The 15,367-nt window shown below is 60.7% G+C and carries 17 protein-coding genes and 3 pseudogenes; 13 read left to right on the top strand and 7 right to left on the bottom strand.

The genetic code is table 11. The features are described 5' to 3' along the window. Positions 1-93 precede the first annotated feature (93 nt). Together MUN79_RS27175 and MUN79_RS27170 are read right to left on the bottom strand one after the other, a co-directional pair. Positions 94-510, bottom strand: coding sequence for a hypothetical protein (locus MUN79_RS27175; protein ID WP_244675591.1), 417 nt, complete (start codon positions 508-510; stop codon positions 94-96). 68 nt (positions 511-578) lie between these two features. Then, positions 579-974, bottom strand: a complete 396-nt coding sequence (locus tag MUN79_RS27170; RefSeq protein WP_244675590.1) for a hypothetical protein — start codon at positions 972-974, stop codon at positions 579-581. Positions 975-1,161: 187 nt separating this feature from the next. Between MUN79_RS27170 and MUN79_RS31530 the strand changes: the two genes are divergently transcribed. The 6 genes and pseudogenes from MUN79_RS31530 to MUN79_RS27145 all read left to right on the top strand — a co-directional run bounded on the left by MUN79_RS31530 (position 1,162) and on the right by MUN79_RS27145 (position 4,769). Beyond that, positions 1,162-1,749, top strand: coding sequence for a helix-hairpin-helix domain-containing protein (locus tag MUN79_RS31530; RefSeq protein WP_311136614.1), 588 nt, complete (start codon positions 1,162-1,164; stop codon positions 1,747-1,749). After that, the gene (locus tag MUN79_RS27165; protein WP_311136613.1) at positions 1,737-2,897 is read left to right on the top strand and encodes a PHP domain-containing protein; all 1,161 of its coding nucleotides are present in this window, start codon (positions 1,737-1,739) and stop codon (positions 2,895-2,897) included. Before MUN79_RS31530 ends, MUN79_RS27165 begins: the two co-directional genes overlap by 13 nt. A 42-nt stretch (positions 2,898-2,939) precedes the next feature. Next, positions 2,940-3,937: pseudogene (locus MUN79_RS27160) on the top strand (glycosyltransferase family 9 protein). 100 nt (positions 3,938-4,037) lie between these two features. Further along, positions 4,038-4,271, top strand: coding sequence for an OsmC family protein (locus MUN79_RS27155; protein ID WP_244675589.1), 234 nt, complete (start codon positions 4,038-4,040; stop codon positions 4,269-4,271). Beyond that, positions 4,241-4,492 carry an OsmC family protein gene (locus tag MUN79_RS27150; RefSeq protein WP_244675588.1) on the top strand — a complete coding sequence of 84 codons (252 nt, stop codon included), beginning with the start codon at positions 4,241-4,243 and terminating at the stop codon, positions 4,490-4,492. The genes MUN79_RS27155 and MUN79_RS27150 overlap by 31 nt, the downstream gene beginning before the upstream one ends. A 13-nt stretch (positions 4,493-4,505) precedes the next feature. Continuing rightward, positions 4,506-4,769, top strand: coding sequence for a UBP-type zinc finger domain-containing protein (locus tag MUN79_RS27145; RefSeq protein WP_244675587.1), 264 nt, complete (start codon positions 4,506-4,508; stop codon positions 4,767-4,769). 79 nt (positions 4,770-4,848) lie between these two features. Here MUN79_RS27145 and serS read toward each other — a convergent pair. Then, positions 4,849-6,122, bottom strand: a pseudogene (serS, locus tag MUN79_RS27140) (serine--tRNA ligase). 445 nt (positions 6,123-6,567) lie between these two features. Here serS and MUN79_RS32130 point away from each other — a divergent pair. The 4 genes and pseudogenes from MUN79_RS32130 to MUN79_RS27120 all read left to right on the top strand — a co-directional run bounded on the left by MUN79_RS32130 (position 6,568) and on the right by MUN79_RS27120 (position 9,548). Further along, positions 6,568-7,407, top strand: coding sequence for a transcription termination factor Rho (locus MUN79_RS32130; protein ID WP_375378201.1), 840 nt, complete (start codon positions 6,568-6,570; stop codon positions 7,405-7,407). Positions 7,408-7,468: 61 nt separating this feature from the next. Beyond that, positions 7,469-7,654: a hypothetical protein gene (locus tag MUN79_RS27130; protein ID WP_244675586.1), complete on the top strand. Its 186-nt coding sequence runs from the start codon at positions 7,469-7,471 to the stop codon at positions 7,652-7,654. Further along, positions 7,639-8,760, top strand: a pseudogene (gene rho / locus MUN79_RS27125) (transcription termination factor Rho); the annotation flags it as partial. The gene MUN79_RS27130 and the pseudogene rho, both read left to right, overlap by 16 nt. 119 nt (positions 8,761-8,879) lie before the next feature. Next, positions 8,880-9,548 carry a DsbA family protein gene (locus tag MUN79_RS27120; protein WP_244675585.1) on the top strand — a complete coding sequence of 223 codons (669 nt, stop codon included), beginning with the start codon at positions 8,880-8,882 and terminating at the stop codon, positions 9,546-9,548. 18 nt (positions 9,549-9,566) lie between these two features. On the opposite strand, the gene MUN79_RS27115 is transcribed toward MUN79_RS27120, so the two are convergent. Genes MUN79_RS27115 through MUN79_RS27100 form a run of 4 tightly spaced genes read right to left on the bottom strand, consistent with a single transcriptional unit; the run spans position 9,567 to position 12,430 of the window. Then, positions 9,567-10,190, bottom strand: a complete 624-nt coding sequence (locus tag MUN79_RS27115; protein ID WP_244675584.1) for a hypothetical protein — start codon at positions 10,188-10,190, stop codon at positions 9,567-9,569. Positions 10,191-10,196: 6 nt separating this feature from the next. Next, on the bottom strand, positions 10,197-11,150 hold the full coding sequence (locus MUN79_RS27110; RefSeq protein WP_244675583.1) for a UbiA family prenyltransferase: 954 nt from the start codon (positions 11,148-11,150) through the stop codon (positions 10,197-10,199). A 33-nt stretch (positions 11,151-11,183) separates the two neighbouring features. Continuing rightward, positions 11,184-11,972: a class I SAM-dependent methyltransferase gene (locus MUN79_RS27105; protein ID WP_244675582.1), complete on the bottom strand. Its 789-nt coding sequence runs from the start codon at positions 11,970-11,972 to the stop codon at positions 11,184-11,186. 8 nt (positions 11,973-11,980) lie between these two features. After that, positions 11,981-12,430, bottom strand: a complete 450-nt coding sequence (locus tag MUN79_RS27100; protein WP_244675581.1) for a hypothetical protein — start codon at positions 12,428-12,430, stop codon at positions 11,981-11,983. A gap of 145 nt (positions 12,431-12,575) precedes the next feature. Here MUN79_RS27100 and MUN79_RS27095 point away from each other — a divergent pair, with 145 nt between their 5' ends. The 3 genes from MUN79_RS27095 to MUN79_RS27085 are packed head-to-tail and all read left to right on the top strand — an operon-like array spanning position 12,576 to position 15,209. Continuing rightward, positions 12,576-13,229, top strand: a complete 654-nt coding sequence (locus MUN79_RS27095) for a hypothetical protein (protein ID WP_244675580.1) — start codon at positions 12,576-12,578, stop codon at positions 13,227-13,229. After that, positions 13,226-13,525, top strand: a complete 300-nt coding sequence (locus MUN79_RS27090; RefSeq protein ID WP_244675579.1) for a winged helix-turn-helix domain-containing protein — start codon at positions 13,226-13,228, stop codon at positions 13,523-13,525. Before MUN79_RS27095 ends, MUN79_RS27090 begins: the two co-directional genes overlap by 4 nt. A gap of 52 nt (positions 13,526-13,577) precedes the next feature. Continuing rightward, positions 13,578-15,209, top strand: coding sequence for a DUF4153 domain-containing protein (locus MUN79_RS27085; RefSeq protein ID WP_244675578.1), 1,632 nt, complete (start codon positions 13,578-13,580; stop codon positions 15,207-15,209). The last annotated feature ends 158 nt before the right edge of the window (positions 15,210-15,367 follow it).

Below are 15,367 nucleotides of genomic sequence, written 5' to 3'. Positions count from 1 at the left end.
AAAGCGGAAAGCAAATGGAAAAGCCCGGCAAAAGAAAACTGAAAAAACGTCAGTTCAGCTTTTGCCGGGCTTTTTACCCAAATAAGCAGGGCCTTATTCGACCCGGCGAATTTTGAGAACATCATCCTGCAGGGAAATAATCTGCAGGCCGTAACTGGCGCTTTGGCCGCTGGGCGTGACGCGCAGCTGCTGGTTTCGTTCTATTATCCAGCGCCCGGGAAACACGGCAATGCCATCCGTAGGCGAGGGGCCGCGTCCGATAAATACGCCGTCGGCCTCCAGACGGAAGCCGTAGCGGGGGCGGGAAGCGGGCAGTTCAACCGTTTCGGGCCGGAATATTTTAATGTCGCTGCCCGGCTGCTCTTCCTCCCACGACTCCTGCCAGCCCCGGCCCTGCACCTGGGTTTCAAACACAGCCTGGCTCACGGTGGGAGCCGCCGTGTCGGATTCTTTCTCACAGCTGGCCAGCAGCATGGGGACGGATAGTAAAAACAGTAAGCGGCGCAACATAGAATAAGTGAAAAAACCAGGAATATAGAGCAGATGGTATAAAGTGCGCTAAGGTTGCACGGCCTTCGTTATTCGACGCGCTTTACTTTGAGCACGCCGTTTTCCAGGGACACAATTTCGAGCTTGTAGTCGGGCTCTTTCTTGTCGTCGAGGCTGATGCGGATGACGTTGGAGCCTTCCGCTTTCCACTGGCCTTTGCGGCCTTCCAGGCCGTCGGTGGGGGCAATGTCGTACTGGGTAAACAGGCCGTTGTGGTCGAACTGAAAGCCCGTACGGCCCCGGGAAGGCGGAAACGCGTAAGTGTTGGGGCGGTACACGCGCACGTCGTCCTGGTCTTCCTCGTGGGCGTGCAGCCAGGTGCCTTCCAGACGCTTGAGTTCGGGCGACGAGGCGCGCGAATCGGTATTGCAGGTGCCTGCCAACAAAAACAAACTCATGGAAGCCAACAACAGGATTAGGCGCATACCGGCAAAGGAAAATTGAACAACAGGTCGTCCGGGCCCCGAAATGGCCCGTAGGAGCGAATGTACGACTTTGGCCCGTACCTTTGACGGGCCGCTGCCTCGTGGTTTTTGGGTACTGTTATCTGTTTCGGGCTTTTCGGTCCGGCATTACCCCACCAAAAACCAATAACTACAAACCAGAAACCAAGTGGATAACCGCGCCCTCATCCGTGCCTTTCGTCTGGCTGCCTCCCTCATGGAGCTGCACGAGGAAAACCCGTTTAAAATCCGTGCTTACGAAGGCACAGCGGCCACCCTGGAGCGGCTGGAGCTGCCCGTGGCCGACATGGACCGCACCGGCCTACCCGACCGCACCGGCCTGAGCAAGACGGCCGCCGCCAAAGTGGCCGAAATGCTCGACACGGGCACGTTTGAGGAATTGCGCAAGCTGCTGGAAGCTACCCCGCCCGGCGTGGTGGAGATGCTCAACATCAAGGGCATCGGCCCCAAGAAAATTCGGGTGCTGTGGCGGGAGCTGGGCGTGGAGAGCCCCGAGCAGCTGCGCGAAGCCGCCGAGCGGGATGAGGTGAGCAAGCTCAAGGGCTTTGGCAAAAAAACCCAGGACACGATTCTGGCTGCTTTGGAATTCAACCAGGATAGCCAGGGCAAATTGCTCTACCCGCAAGCCGAGGAACTGGCCGAAGACCTGGCCCGGCGCCTGCGCGAGGCCCTGGGCACCGACTCGGTAGCCGTGGCGGGGAAGTCCGTCGTCGCCTCGAAATCGTGGAAACCGTGACCCTGGTGGCGGCCACTGCCCAGCCCTGGCAGGCCCACGAGCTGCTCGGCCACCTCGATGGCCTCACGCCCGATGCTCAGCGCTCCGGTCCGTTTGCCTGGCGCGGCACGGCCACGGGCGTGAAAGTAGAAGTGTATCTGGTTAGCAAGGAAAATTTCGTGAATCAGCTGTTTCTGCACTCGGCCACCGAGGCTCACCTGTCGGAGCCACTCACGGGCAGCCGGGCGGGCTCGTTGCGGCAGCTGGTCAAGCAGGAGAAATTCTACCAGGAAACCGCCATTTACGAGAAGGCCGGCCTGCAATACGTGGAGCCCGAGCTGCGTGAAGGTCTGGGCGAAGTAGCCCTGGCCCAGGAGCACAAACTGCCCACGCTGCTGACCGACGAAGACCTGCGCGGCTCTTTACACAACCACAGTACCTACTCCGACGGCGCCCACACCCTGCGCCAGATGGCCGAGTTCCTGCGCGACCAAGGCTACGAGTACCTAGGCATCTGTGACCATTCGCAGGCTGCGCACTACGCCAACGGCCTCAGCCCCGAGCGGGTGCGGCAGCAGCAGCGCGAAATCGACCAGCTCAACCAGGAGCTGGCCCCGTTCCGCATCTTCAAGGGCATCGAAAGCGACATTCTCGGCGACGGCAGCCTGGATTACACCAACAGCGTGCTGGAGACCTTCGACTTCATCGTGGCCTCGGTGCACAGCAACCTGCGCATGGACGAGCGTAAGGCCACCGAGCGGCTGCTGCGGGCCATTGCCAACCCCTATACCACCATGCTGGGCCACCCCACGGGGCGGCTGCTGCTGCGGCGGGAAGGCTACCCCATCAACCACAAGGCCATTATCGACGCCTGCGCCCAGCACAACGTCATCATCGAAATCAACTCCAACCCCTGGCGCCTCGACCTAGACTGGCGCTGGGTGCGCTACGCACTGGACCAGGGCGTGAAGCTTAGCATCAACCCCGACGCCCACCACACCAACGGCTACGCCGACATGCGCTACGGCGTGATGATGGGCCGCAAGGGCGGACTGACCAAGGACATGACCTTCAACGCCCTGAGCGCCGAGGAAATGGCCGCCTACTTTGCCGAGCGCAAGGCCAATATCAAGCCGCCCCTGGAATACAAAGACTCCCTGTTCGGGTAAATTGCCTGTCCGCCCTGCTTCCGGCGGCCGTGAGTAGCTTTTATGAAGATTCTGGTTCTGCGCTTTTCCTCCATCGGCGACATCGTGCTGACGACCCCCGTGGTGCGGGCCCTCAAGCAGCAGGTGCCCGGCGCCCAGGTGCACTATTGTACCAAGCCGGCTTACCGCAGCATTATCGAGCCCAACCCCTACGTGGATAAGGCTCACTACCTCACCGGCTCCTTGGCCGAGCTGGTAGCCGAGCTCAAGCAGGAGCAGTTCGACTTTGTGGTAGACCTGCACAATAACCTGCGCACCAGCATTCTGAAGCTGCGGCTGGGCGTCAAGTCGTCCAGCTTTGATAAGCTCAACTGGCAGAAATGGCTGCTCGTCAATGCCAAGGTGGACGTGCTGCCCCGGGTGCACATTGTGGAACGGTACCTGGCTGCCGCAGCCCCCTGGGCGTGCAAGACGACCGGCAGGGCCTCGACTACTTCATTCCACCCAAAGATGAAGTGGACCTGGCTACGCTGCCGGCCGAATTTCAACGGGGCTATGTAGCCTTTGCCATCGGGGCCCAGCACGCCACCAAGCGCCTGCCTACCGAGCGAATCATTGAGCTTTGTGCCCAGCTCGGCCGCCCCATTGTGCTGCTCGGCGGCCCCGAGGACGAAACGACCGGCCACATTGTGGTGCAGGCCCTGGAAAACTCCCCCACTCACAACCTTACTTCTTTCCCGGTTTACAACGCCTGCGGGCAGTATTCCCTGAATCAGTCGGCTTCCCTGGTACGGCAGGCTCAGCTGGTAGTCAGCCACGACACGGGCCTGATGCACATTGCCGCGGCCTTTCATAAGGAGATTTTCAGCGTGTGGGGCAACACCGTGCCGGAGTTTGGCATGTATCCCTACCGTACCGAGTTTCGGGCGCTGGAAGTGCCGGGCCTGTCGTGCCGGCCCTGTTCTAAGATTGGCTACGCCAAATGTCCGCAGGGCCATTTCCGGTGCATGCGCGACATTGAGTTCGACCTCGACCTGCCACCCACCCACGACGGCCGCTAGCTCGATGCGCGGTGCCCGGCGGGGCAAAGTATGCGGAATTACCTATCTTTTCTCTTCGAAGCCCAGCAGCAATTGCGGGCGGAAGCTAAAAGCGCATACTATGTTACTAGACAAACACGTGCTGGTGCGCGTTGGGGCCGATGCCCTGCAAGCCGATGTACAGGCCGGCCGCCACACGTATATCATTGATGAACCCGTGGAGGTAGGCGGGCAGGACCACGGCCCCACGCCCTACGATTTGCTGCTCAGTGCCCTGGGGGCCTGCACCGCCATTACCCTGCGTCTCTATGCCAACCAGAAAAAGTGGCCCTCGAAGGCATTGAGGTGCGCCTGAGTCACCAGCGGGTGCACGAGCACGACTGCGAAAAGTGCGAAGAAGCCGGCCAGATGCTGGAGGAAGTTACCAAGGAGCTCCGCCTTATTGGGCCGCTCACCGAAGAGCAGCGTCAGCGTTTGGAAGTTATTTCTCAGAAGTGCCCGGTGCAGAAAACCCTGATGAGCGGCCTGCGCATCACCACGCGCCTAGTGCCCGAAACTGAATTATTATCCTCCTAACCTTTGCTGCACTATGGCTCTTTGTCAACACCTTTCCGCCCTTGAAACTCTGGTTCCGGCCGCCGACTACAGCTGCCCCGAGTGTGTAGCCCAGGGCGACACCTGGGTGCACCTGCGCGTGTGCCAAAGCTGCGGCCACGTCGGCTGCTGCGACCAGTCGAAAAACAAGCACGCTACCAAGCACTTTCAGGCCACCTCTCACCCTGTCATTATTTCGGCTGAGCCCGGCGAGCAGTGGGCCTGGTGCTACCAGGACCAGGCTATGGCCGAGTACTAGTTCTGTAACTCCCCACTAAAAAAAGCCCCTGCTACAATCGTAGCAAGGGCTTTTTAGTAGGCAGCTGGAAAAGGCCGGATTAGCCGATTTTGCTGAAGCCGCAGTAGCTGTGCAGCACTTCGGGCAGGTGAATGCCGTCCTCGGCCTGGTTGTTTTCCAGCAAGGCCGCCACGATGCGGGGCAGGGCCAGGGCCGAGCCGTTGAGCGTGTGTAGCAGCTGCATCTTGTTGTTTTCGCCGCGGTAGCGCAGCTTGAGGCGGTTGGCCTGGTAAGTTTCGAAGTTCGAAGCCGAGCTTACTTCCAGCCAGCGGCCCTGAGCGGCGCTCCACACTTCCAGGTCGAAGGTCAAAGCCGAGGTGAAGCCCATGTCGCCGCCGCAGAGGCGCAGCACGCGGTAGGGGAGGCCCAGCTTCTGCAGCAGCCCTTCGATGTGGGCTACCATGCCTTCCAGGGCCTCGTAGCTTTTCTCGGGCTCGGTAATCTGCACGATTTCTACCTTATCGAACTGGTGCAGGCGGTTGAGGCCGCGCACGTGGGCTCCCCAGGAACCGGCCTCCCGGCGGAAACAGGGCGTGTAGCCGGCGTTGCGAATCGGCAGCTTCTCGGGGCAATGATTTCGTTGCGGTAGAGGTTGGTGATGGGCACCTCCGCCGTCGGAATCAGGTACAGGTCGTCGGCGGTGGAGTGGTACATCTGCCCTTCCTTGTCGGGCAGCTGGCCGGTGCCGTAGCCGCTGGCCTCGTTTACCAGAATCGGGGGCTGAATTTCGGTATAGCCGGCGTTGCGGGCTTCGTCAAGGAAAAAGTTGATCAAAGCGCGCTGCAGCCGGGCACCCTGACCTTTGTACACCGGAAAGCCCGCGCCGGTAATCTTGTTGCCCAGGGCAAAGTCGATGATGTCGTACTGCTCAATCAGGTCCCAATGGGGCTTGGCACCGGCTCCCAGCTCGGGCTTAGTACCTACTTCCCGTACTACCTCGTTATCGTCGGCCGAGCGGCCTTCGGGCACGCTGCTGTGCGGCACGTTGGGCAGCTTATACAGGAGCTGCTGCAAGCCTTCCTCTACCTGCACCAGCTCGTCGGAGTGGACTTTGGTGAGCTGCTTTAGCTCGGCAGTACGAGCTTTCAGCGTTTCGGCCCCGACTTTGTCGCCGCTTTTCATCAGGCCTCCGATTTGCCGGGCCAGGTCGTTGGCTTCGGCCTGGGCCTGGTCGTGCTCGGTTTGCAGCTGCTTGCGGCGCTGGTCCAGGTTCAGAATGGCGGAAACGTCGGCCTCCGCGGTTTTGTAGTGTCTTTTGGCCAGGCCAGCCAGGACCAGCTCGGTATTATCTCGCAGAACAGAAACTTGCAGCATAAGGCAGAAAACGCGGTTTTGAACAGGGGCAAAAGTAGGTTTTTTTGAATAGGCTTTCGGATAAAAACACGATTGGGCCGCTAGTGTAACCTAAAACGGGGTTTGCCGGTAAGCAGCAATACCAATGCCGTGAGGCTCGGCCGAGAGTGACTCCAAACTACTGGGCAGAGCTTCGCACCAATCCGGTAAAAAAAATGTATCCCATTTGGCGGTTCGGGCGTATTACGCTAACATTGCGTAAGCAAGCCGGCCGCTGATGCCGGGCCCGCAGTCAGTTTTTATTGCGCACGGCCCGATTTATCTCCAGCGCCTCCCCTCCCTGATTACCCCCTTTCATTCCGAACTACTGTGCTTCGCGCCGCCTTGCGGCTGCTTTTGCTGCCCGGATTGGCCTGTGTTGCTTTGAGTCGGTTGCTCCGCCCGTTTTTTCTCCCAGTTTTAGTGTATGTACAATATTGAAGAGTTGAAGGACCGTCTGCTTTCTGAGTTGAAGGAAATAGCGGAAGAACTGAACGTCGGTAACTTCAAGAAGCTCAGCAAGCAGGATCTGATTTATAAGATTCTCGATCAGCAGGCCATCACGCCGGCCGACAAGCTCCCCAAAAAAGTGAAAACCGGGGACGACAAGCCGGTAGCTGCAGCACCCCTGGCTTTCTCGGATGTAGCCGTGGCTGCGGCCGCGCCTGAACTGCCGGCTCCGGTAGCTGTAGCGCCCGCCCCGGCCCGGGCTAATTCCCGCGCGCCCCGCACCACGCCGCCCCGCCGCGACAATGGCGTAGCCCGCGCAGCGGCCGCAGCAGCTCCCGTTGTGGCTTCGGCCCCCGAGGTGGCGGCTCCCGCTGTCCTAGAAGCAGTGGTGGCTGAGCCCGTCGGCGCCGCTCCCGACGCGGCCGCCCGACCTATCAAACCGTATCAGCGCCCTGAGCGCCGTACTCGCGCCGAGGCCCGCAACCGGGCTGAAGAAGCGCCGGCAGCCGTAGCTGAGCCGGAGGTAGAAGAACAAAATAATGCAACTGCAGAGGTAACGGCTCCAGCGCCGGCTGAAGTAGCCGTGGCAGATGCACCTGTCGCTGTAGCCACTGAAACCGCTGTAGCGCCAGCCCCGATTATTTTCCGCGAGCCTCGGCCTGAGCAGGCCAATGGGCAGCCGCGGGAAGGCCGGGAAGATGGCCGTGAGCCCCGCAACTTCCGGGAAAACCGTGAAACTCGCGAAAACCGCGAACCACGGGAGCCCCGCACCGATGCCCCCGTGAGCCGCGTACGGATGCCCCCGCGAAGCTCGTGAGTACCGCGCTGATGCTCCTCGTGAGCCGCGTGAAAACCGGGACCAGCGTGAGCCCCGGGCTTTGCGCGATTCGCCCCGCGAGCTGCGGGAGCCGCGCGAAGGTCGGGAAGGCCGCCGCGAAGACCGGTTTGCTGCCCGCGACCAGCAGCGGCAGTTGCGCCAGGGTGGTGAGCAGCGCCAGCCGGGTGAGCCCCGCCCCAGGGTGAACAGGCCCAGCAGCGCCCCCGCAACGATTTCGACATTGTAATTCCCAGCGAAGGTACCCTGGAAATGATGCCCGACGGCGGCTACGGCTTCCTGCGGTCACCGTTTTACAACTATCTAGCTTCACCCGACGATATTTACGTAGCGCCCCAGCAGGTCAAGCAGTTTGCTCTGAAAGCTGGCGACACGGTAAAATGCACCATCCGGCCGCCCCGCGAAGGTGAGAAGTACTTTGCCTTGGTAGGCGTGGAAGGCATCAACGGCCGCACGTTGGAGGAAGCCCGGGACCGTATCCCGTTTGCCAACCTCACCCCGCTGTTTGCCGAAGAGCGCCTGAAGCTTTCGACCAAGTCGAGCCAGCTGAGCACCCGAATTCTGGACCTGTTTGCCCCCATTGGTAAAGGTCAGCGCGGTCTGATTGTGGCCCAGCCCAAAACCGGTAAAACGGTGCTGCTGCAGGAAATTGCCAACTCGATTTCCGAAAACCACCCCGAAGTCTACCTCATCATCCTGCTGATTGATGAGCGCCCGGAAGAAGTAACGGACATGGCCCGCTCGGTGAAAGCCGAGGTGCTAAGCTCCACCTTCGACGAAACGGCTGACCGCCACGTCAAGATTGCCAGCATTGCCCTGGAAAAGGCCAAACGCCTCGTAGAGTGCGGCCACGATGTGGTAATTCTGCTCGACTCGATTACCCGCCTGGCCCGCGCTTACAACACGGTGCAGCCCGCTTCGGGCAAAATCCTGTCGGGTGGTGTGGACGCCAATGCCCTGCACAAGCCCAAGCGCTTCTTCGGTGCGGCCCGCAATGTGGAGAATGGCGGCTCCTTGACCATCATTGCTACGGCCTTGATTGAAACCGGCTCCAAGATGGACGAGGTTATTTTCGAGGAATTCAAGGGCACCGGCAACATGGAATTGCAGCTGGACCGCAAGCTGGCTAACAAGCGCATCTTCCCGGCCATCGACGTGCCGGCTTCCGGTACCCGCCGCGAAGACCTGCTGATGAACCGCGACGAGCTGAACCGTATTTGGGTGCTGCGCAAGTTTATGGCCGACATGACTGCCTCGGAGGCCATGGAATTCCTGAAGGACCGCATGAAAGGCACCAAGGACAACGAGGAGTTCCTGCTGTCGATGAACGGCTAAGTTCAGAGTTGATTTATATAGCAAAAGGCCAGTGGAACCTCGTTTCACTGGCCTTTTCGTTTTATCCGCGGCAAACATTTGCCTTCCTTTGCCGGTCTTACCGCTTTGCCGAACCTACGATGGAACAAACTCCCGACCTGCCCGAGCTTCTCTACATCTTCGACCCGCTCTGCGGCTGGTGCTACGGCATGAGCCCGGTGGTGGAGCAGATTCAAAATGAGTTTCAGGGCCGCCTTACCGTGTCAGTGCTCAGCGGCGGCATGGTTACGGGCCTGAATGTAGGCTCGATTCGCCAGGATTGGGAGTACATCAGCGCAGCGCTGGAGCAGGTAGAAAAAGTAGCCGGGGTGCAGTTCGGGCAGGCTTTCCGGGAACTGGGCGCCGAAGGCAGCCGTGTGCAGGATTCCGAGCCGCCGAGCCGGGCCCTGACCGTTTTCCGCCAGCTCGACCCCTATAATCAAACGGCCAGCTTTGCCCACGCCCTGCAGCAAGCCTACTTTGGCGAAGGCAAAGACCTCAACGACCCGGACACCTACGCCGTGCTGGCCGCTGATTTTGGGCTGAACGTAGCGGAGTTTCAGCGGCGCTGGGCACTGCCCGAAACTGCCCAGGCCACGCGTCAGGAATTTGCCGCCGTGGGCCGTATTGGAGTGCAAGGGTTTCCTACCACGATTCTGCGCGTCGGCAACCAGGGTTACCTGCTGGCCCGCGGCTTTATGCCCTACGACGCTTTTGCCAGCAGCATCGAGCAGGCGCTGCAGCAGGCGGCGGAAGAAGGAGCTAAGTAAACGAGCCGGGAATCCCGCTTAGCTGCCGAAGCCGGGCAGGTGCACCACCTGCTTTTTGAGCGGCGACCAGACGATGCGTTTCCGGTCTTCCTTGCCGACTAAGTACTGGAAGCTGACGGCGTCGGGGCGTTGGCGCAAATCGTCCCAGGTGGGGCGGTCCAGCTCGCCGGGCGCGTACGTTTCCTTGGGGCCAATGGCGGGCTTGCGGAAGTTGGACTCGGCGAAAAAGGTGTTGAGGCGGCGCCGCACAAAGGCTTCGCGCTCGGCCTGGGTGGCGGTGGCCGTTTTCATTTCGTACACCATCGAGGCCTCCAGGTCGCCGGGGCTGAGCATTTCCCGGAAAATAACCTGGCCCGCAGCATCGGTAATGGTAATAGAAACCTCGCCGTTGAGTACGGAAGCGCCCCGCAATACGGCCATAAACTGATCGGGAGTACCGGGGGCGGAGAATACGTGGCGGGCCCGCACCACCTGCAGCGTGTCCGACTGGGCCGTGACCGAGCGGGCCCGGGTGGTATCCAGCGGCTCGGCGGCTGTAGCTACGGAATCGGTGGTGACGGCCGCGCCGTTGTTCTGCGACGAATCGGTGGTAGAGCAGGCTCCGGCAAATAGCAGCAGAGAGGCAAAAGCAGCGTAGCGCATCGTTTTTTACGTTTTATCCGCCCAAATACGAAGTCCAGCGGGGAGTGTTGAGCTAAGCACCGCCACTGGGGTAGTAGGGCCGGCCAGCAGCGCCCAGAAAAACATCAGCACAAACGCCGCACTTAAGCACAACGACGAGACTTGGTTCATACGCATAGTGTGCTCGAAGTCGGCGGCGGCGGGGCTGTGCCACACGGCCCAGGCCCAGCGCCCAAACAGCACCACCACTGGCCCGGTAGCTACCAGGAAAATCAGCAGGTTGCGAAGTTCGTCGCGCTGCCAATACGTGAAGCCCAGCAGCAGTGCCCCGCTCAGCAACCCCACGGCGGCAAAAACGAAGGTGCCGCGCAAACCCAGCCACAAGCTCAGCGTCAGGTCGCCGCGCTGCCGGTCTTCCTGGTGCTGATACACCTGGGTGAGCGGGTAGGAGCCGCACAAAAACAGCGTGCTGACCAGGGCCAGCAGCAGGTTGGTAGGTGCCAGAATGGCGGCTGAATCTATGCCCACGCCGACCTGGGTCATCAGAAAAGTGAAAGCGCCCTGAAACACGACGACCACGAAGGTGCTCAGAAACGGGTATTTCTTGAGCCGGACTCCTTCGTAGCTGTAGGCTTTCGAAACCAGCAGATACACCGCCACCAGGGCTGCAAACAGCGGAGACAGAAGCCAACCGCCCAGCACGGCCAGGGCATCAAAGAGCCAGACCAAATGAATCAGCTCCTCCGACACTTTGGGCGGCTGTTTCAGGCCCCCGATGCTGCCTTCGTCCCGGTCGTAGTAGGAGTTATAGCCGTTGGATGCCGGGTAGGCCAGCAGGTGTAGCACCACGAACACGCCCAGGGCACGGGTCCCGTCTACGGCCCGGGGCAGGGCGCTGAGCCCAAACCAGTAAACCGGCATCAGGTACACGGAAAAGGGAATGCGCAGCAAGGGCAGCGCCCGGCGGTAAGCAAGCAGCATAGGGCAAATGTAGGTTGTAAGCCTTTACCACTCTTACCGCGGCCGGCCAATCAGGTAGGTTACTTCCGGGCCCCAGCTGTGCCGCACCTTGCCCGCCTGCCACTCAAAGCGCTGCTCAGGGTCGGCGCGGCGGGCCAGGGCCAGCAGCTGCTCGGGCGGGTACATGCGCAGAATAGACACGGTGCCGTCCCATATGGTAAACAGGGGAATCAGCGGAATCAGGTAGGTAAATAGCAGCCGGGTTAGGCTGAAGGGGCGGATAAAGGGCGTAATCAGCAGCTGGGCCACGGGCAGCACCGTCCAGGCCAGCAGGATTTCCAGCCAGTGCTTGCCCGCTCCTTCGAATACGCCTATGCCCGCGTTCTGCCGCACGGCATCGGCCAGTAAGGCTTCGGCGGCAGTCGGGGAGAAGTGGTGAAAAGCGGAAAATATTGTGCGAAAGCCAGTCAACGTCGGCGGCACCGCCAGGGCATCAACCGGCGTGGGCTCGAAGTCAATGGCCGGGGCATTGCGTTCGGCCAGCAGCTGCCAGGCGGCCGGCTGGGGGTACAAGTCGGTGAGCGTGACCTGCAGCTCCCGCAGCTCGGGGTACTGCCGCAGGGCCAGCGTGACGCCCTCGGTGCCGCCCCCGGCCCCAGCCCCCAGTTCCACCAGCCGCTGCTGCCCCGTAGCTTGTAGGGCTTCCCGCAGCAGCGGCACGATGGGCTTATACGTATCCAGGACGCTGATCATAAAGCGCAGGTAGTCCATCATGCCCGCCCGGATAACGCCGGGAAACCAGGGCAGGTCCTCAAATTCGAATAGCTGAAGGCGCAGGCGCATGCGGAGGTTTAGGAGGGAGAAGGGAATGCAGAACGCAGGTATTTTCGGTTAGACCACAGCGTCACCAGGTAAGCCGCCAACATCCAGGGTCGGCAGACCTCCAAAGCCCAGCCTAAGCTCACGTCGAGTAGTTCGGACCAGGCTGCCCGTACGTAGGGTACGGGTAGAAATGCACTCAGGGTTATGCCCGCCAGCAGTAGGAGCCAGCGCTGCCAGGCCGGCCAGCTGGGTCCGTAGCCCCGCAAGAGTCCAAGTGTCAGCAGCAGAATAAAGAATACCGGCCAGGAAAAATTGAAGGCCATACAGAATAAAAAGGCCAAGGTTGCCTGCAAATTCTCCAGAGCCTCGGCTAACTCGGTCTGCTCGGCATTACTGCCTCTGAAATCAGCCGATAAAGGTATCCACAGCAGCGCCCCAACAATGAGAATAAGCAGATACTGGCTTAACGTAGCCAGCATTATGCGACTCAGGGCACGCCAGCGGTTGGCACTAAAGGGAGCGGAGTAAGTCATAGAATGGCAGAGCTTGAAAAATGTTCAGTAGGAAAGGCTTGCAATGTATCATTTCTCTATTAGCTTTGCATTACAAAGTGCTCTGAAAGACATGAAGCCAGCTACTGATCCACTCGCTCAACTCACCGAGATTCGCGCCATTATGGAGCGGTCTTCCCGCTTCTTGTCGCTCAGTGGCCTGTCGGGGGTAGGGGCGGGCGTGGTGGCGCTGGCCGGGGCGGCTGTGGGGCACTGGTATCTGCAAACCCACTTTGGCACCCGGGGCTTTCTGCGTCTGATGGAAGGCTCGGAGGCCGACCGGCAGGCGGCGCTGCCCTTTTTGCTGGGCTTGGCCGTCGTCATGATTGCGCTGGCCTTGCTGGTAGCCTTCTACTTTACCTGGCGCCGGGCCGCCCAGGAAGGCCGCACGCTGTGGGATGCCCCGGCCCGCCGGCTGGCCCTGAGCCTGGCCATTCCGCTGGTCGCAGGCGGCTTGTTCTGCGTGGGGTTGTATCTTCGCGGCGCGGCGTCGTTCGTGGTGCCGGGCTTGCTGTTGTTTTACGGCCTGGCCCTGCTCAACGCCAGCAAATACACCCTCGACGAAATCCGGCTGCTGGGCCTCACCCAGATGGGCCTGGGCCTGGTGGCTGTGCTGCTGCCCGGCTGGGGCCTGATTTTCTTCGCTCTGGGTTTCGGGCTGGGCCATATCGGCTACGGCTTAGTTATGTACAACCGCTACGAACGGGCCCCGCGGCCTACGCTGTGAAACACCTCATCCATACGCTCAATAAGGCTTTCGACAACCGGGTGCGGTTGGGCGTCATGGCAGTGCTTATGGCCAACGAAACCGTGAGCTTTAATGAGCTGAAAGATGCCCTCGACTTGACCGACGGCAACCTGGCCAGCCACGTGTCGGCCCTGGAAAAAGCGGGGTATGTGCTGGTCAATAAGCAGTTTGTAGGCAAGAAGCCCAACACGACGTATCAGGCCTCGAAAGAAGGAAAATCGGCTTTTCAGGACCATCTAACGGCCCTCGAAAAATTACTGCGCGGCTCGGCGTAGTTTTTTTGTCTTTCAACTTTGAAATACAAAGTTCTTTTAAATAAAATATACCATGACAACTCTAACCTCGGCAGCCGCCGAATGGCCGGCGGCCAGCCGCCCGGCCGCTCAGCCTTTCCCGCTCACTGCCCTGCAAAAGCTGCTGCTGCCGGTGGGCGCCATTCTGTTCGACGTCCTGTTCTGGCAGGAGCGCATGGCCCTGAATATGCTGCTCTACACCGTATTTGTGGTGGGCGGAGTGCTGGCGGGCCTGCCCCGGCACTCGGCCGTGTGGCGCTCGGGGTACTTCTGGCTGACGCTGGGCGGCACCGTACTCAGCGCCCTGATGGTGGCCGTGTACGGCTCGGGCGCGGCCCAGCTGAGTGCCGTGGCTTCCCTGGCCATCTGGCTGGGCTACGTAAATCAGGCTCACCTCAAGCTGGTAGGCTACGCTCTGCTCACGGGCCTCAGTAACCTGCTGCCGGCCACCCAGCGCCTCACCCAGTTTGTACGCCTGCCCCGTAACCTGGATGGGCGCGTAAGCCGCACGCGCTACTATGGCCGTTTGCTGGTGGTGCCGCTGGCTGCCCTGCTGGTATTTCACGTGCTATTCGCTATTGCCAACCCGAAGTACAACGACTTAGCGGGCCGGCTACTAGATGCTATTGGCGAGTTCCTGGACCAGATTTTTGCGTGGCCGTCGGTGCTGCACCTGCTGTTTTTCGCCCTGGGCTTGGTGCTCACGGCCGGGGCCATCTTCATCATTCCGGTGCATTTTTTCGCCGACCAGGAGTCGCGCTTCGGGGAGTTTGTGCGCCGCAGCCGGGACCGGGTGGCCTCGTTTGCAGTGCGCCGCCCCGATTTCCGCGCCAAGACGTTTCATGTGTTGGACCTGCGCAAGGAGTACCTGATGGCCCTGAGTTTGATTGGGTTGGTCAACGTGCTGCTGCTGGTTGTCAACGTCATTGATATCCGCTGGATCTGGTTTGGCTTCGTGCCGACCCCGGGCTTCGACCTCACCCAGTTTGTGCACGAAGGCACCTACGTGCTGATTCTGAGCATTCTGGTAGCCATGGGCATTGTGCTGTGGTTTTTCCGCCGCAACCTGAACTTCTACCAGCCCGGTTTGCCCTTGCTGCGCCGCGCCGCCACGGTGTGGGTGCTGCAAAACGCGGTGCTGGCCGTGTCGGTGGGGCTGCGCAACTACTACTACATCCAGTACACGGGCCTGGCTTACAAGCGCATCGGTGTGTACGGCTTCCTGCTGCTGACCTTTTTCGGGCTGGCTACGGTGCTGCTCAAAATCTGGCAGCGCCGCTCGGCCTACGCCCTGTTCCGCCTCAACGCCCTGGCCGCTTACGCCGTGATGGTGCTGCTGGCCTGCGGCAACTGGGAAATCTGGATTGCCCGCTACAACCTGCAAGCGCGCTTCGCGAAAGTGGATTATGGATTCCTGCTCGACATGCCCGACCGGGTACTGCCCGAACTGGCGGCCCGGCAGGCCTCGCTGAGCGGCCGCCGGCTGGTGCAGGAGAACAACTACAACACCTGGGTTCCGCTGCCCGAGGCCGACGCCCGAGAGCAGCTGCAAAGCCGCATCCGGCAGTTCCGGGCCCAGCAGGCCCGGCGCCACTGGCCCAGCTACACTTGGGCCGACTACCGGGCCGCGCAGTATTTCGAAGCCCATGCTACAGTTCAGCAGTAGCGGCTCTTCCAGCTTAGGCGCTGCCCACGCCAACATATGCGCTGATGTCGAAAGCAGTTAAACCCCAGTCCAGTCCAAGCCTAGCCCGGTGGCTGCGCTACAGCTTTGGCTATACGGCAGCTTGTATGGCAGCTTGCACGCTGGTCTGGTACCTGTGT

This window comes from Hymenobacter cellulosilyticus (genome assembly GCF_022919215.1).
GTDB lineage: Bacteria > Bacteroidota > Bacteroidia > Cytophagales > Hymenobacteraceae > Hymenobacter > Hymenobacter cellulosilyticus.
This window is presented reverse-complemented; position numbering and strand designations above follow the sequence as displayed.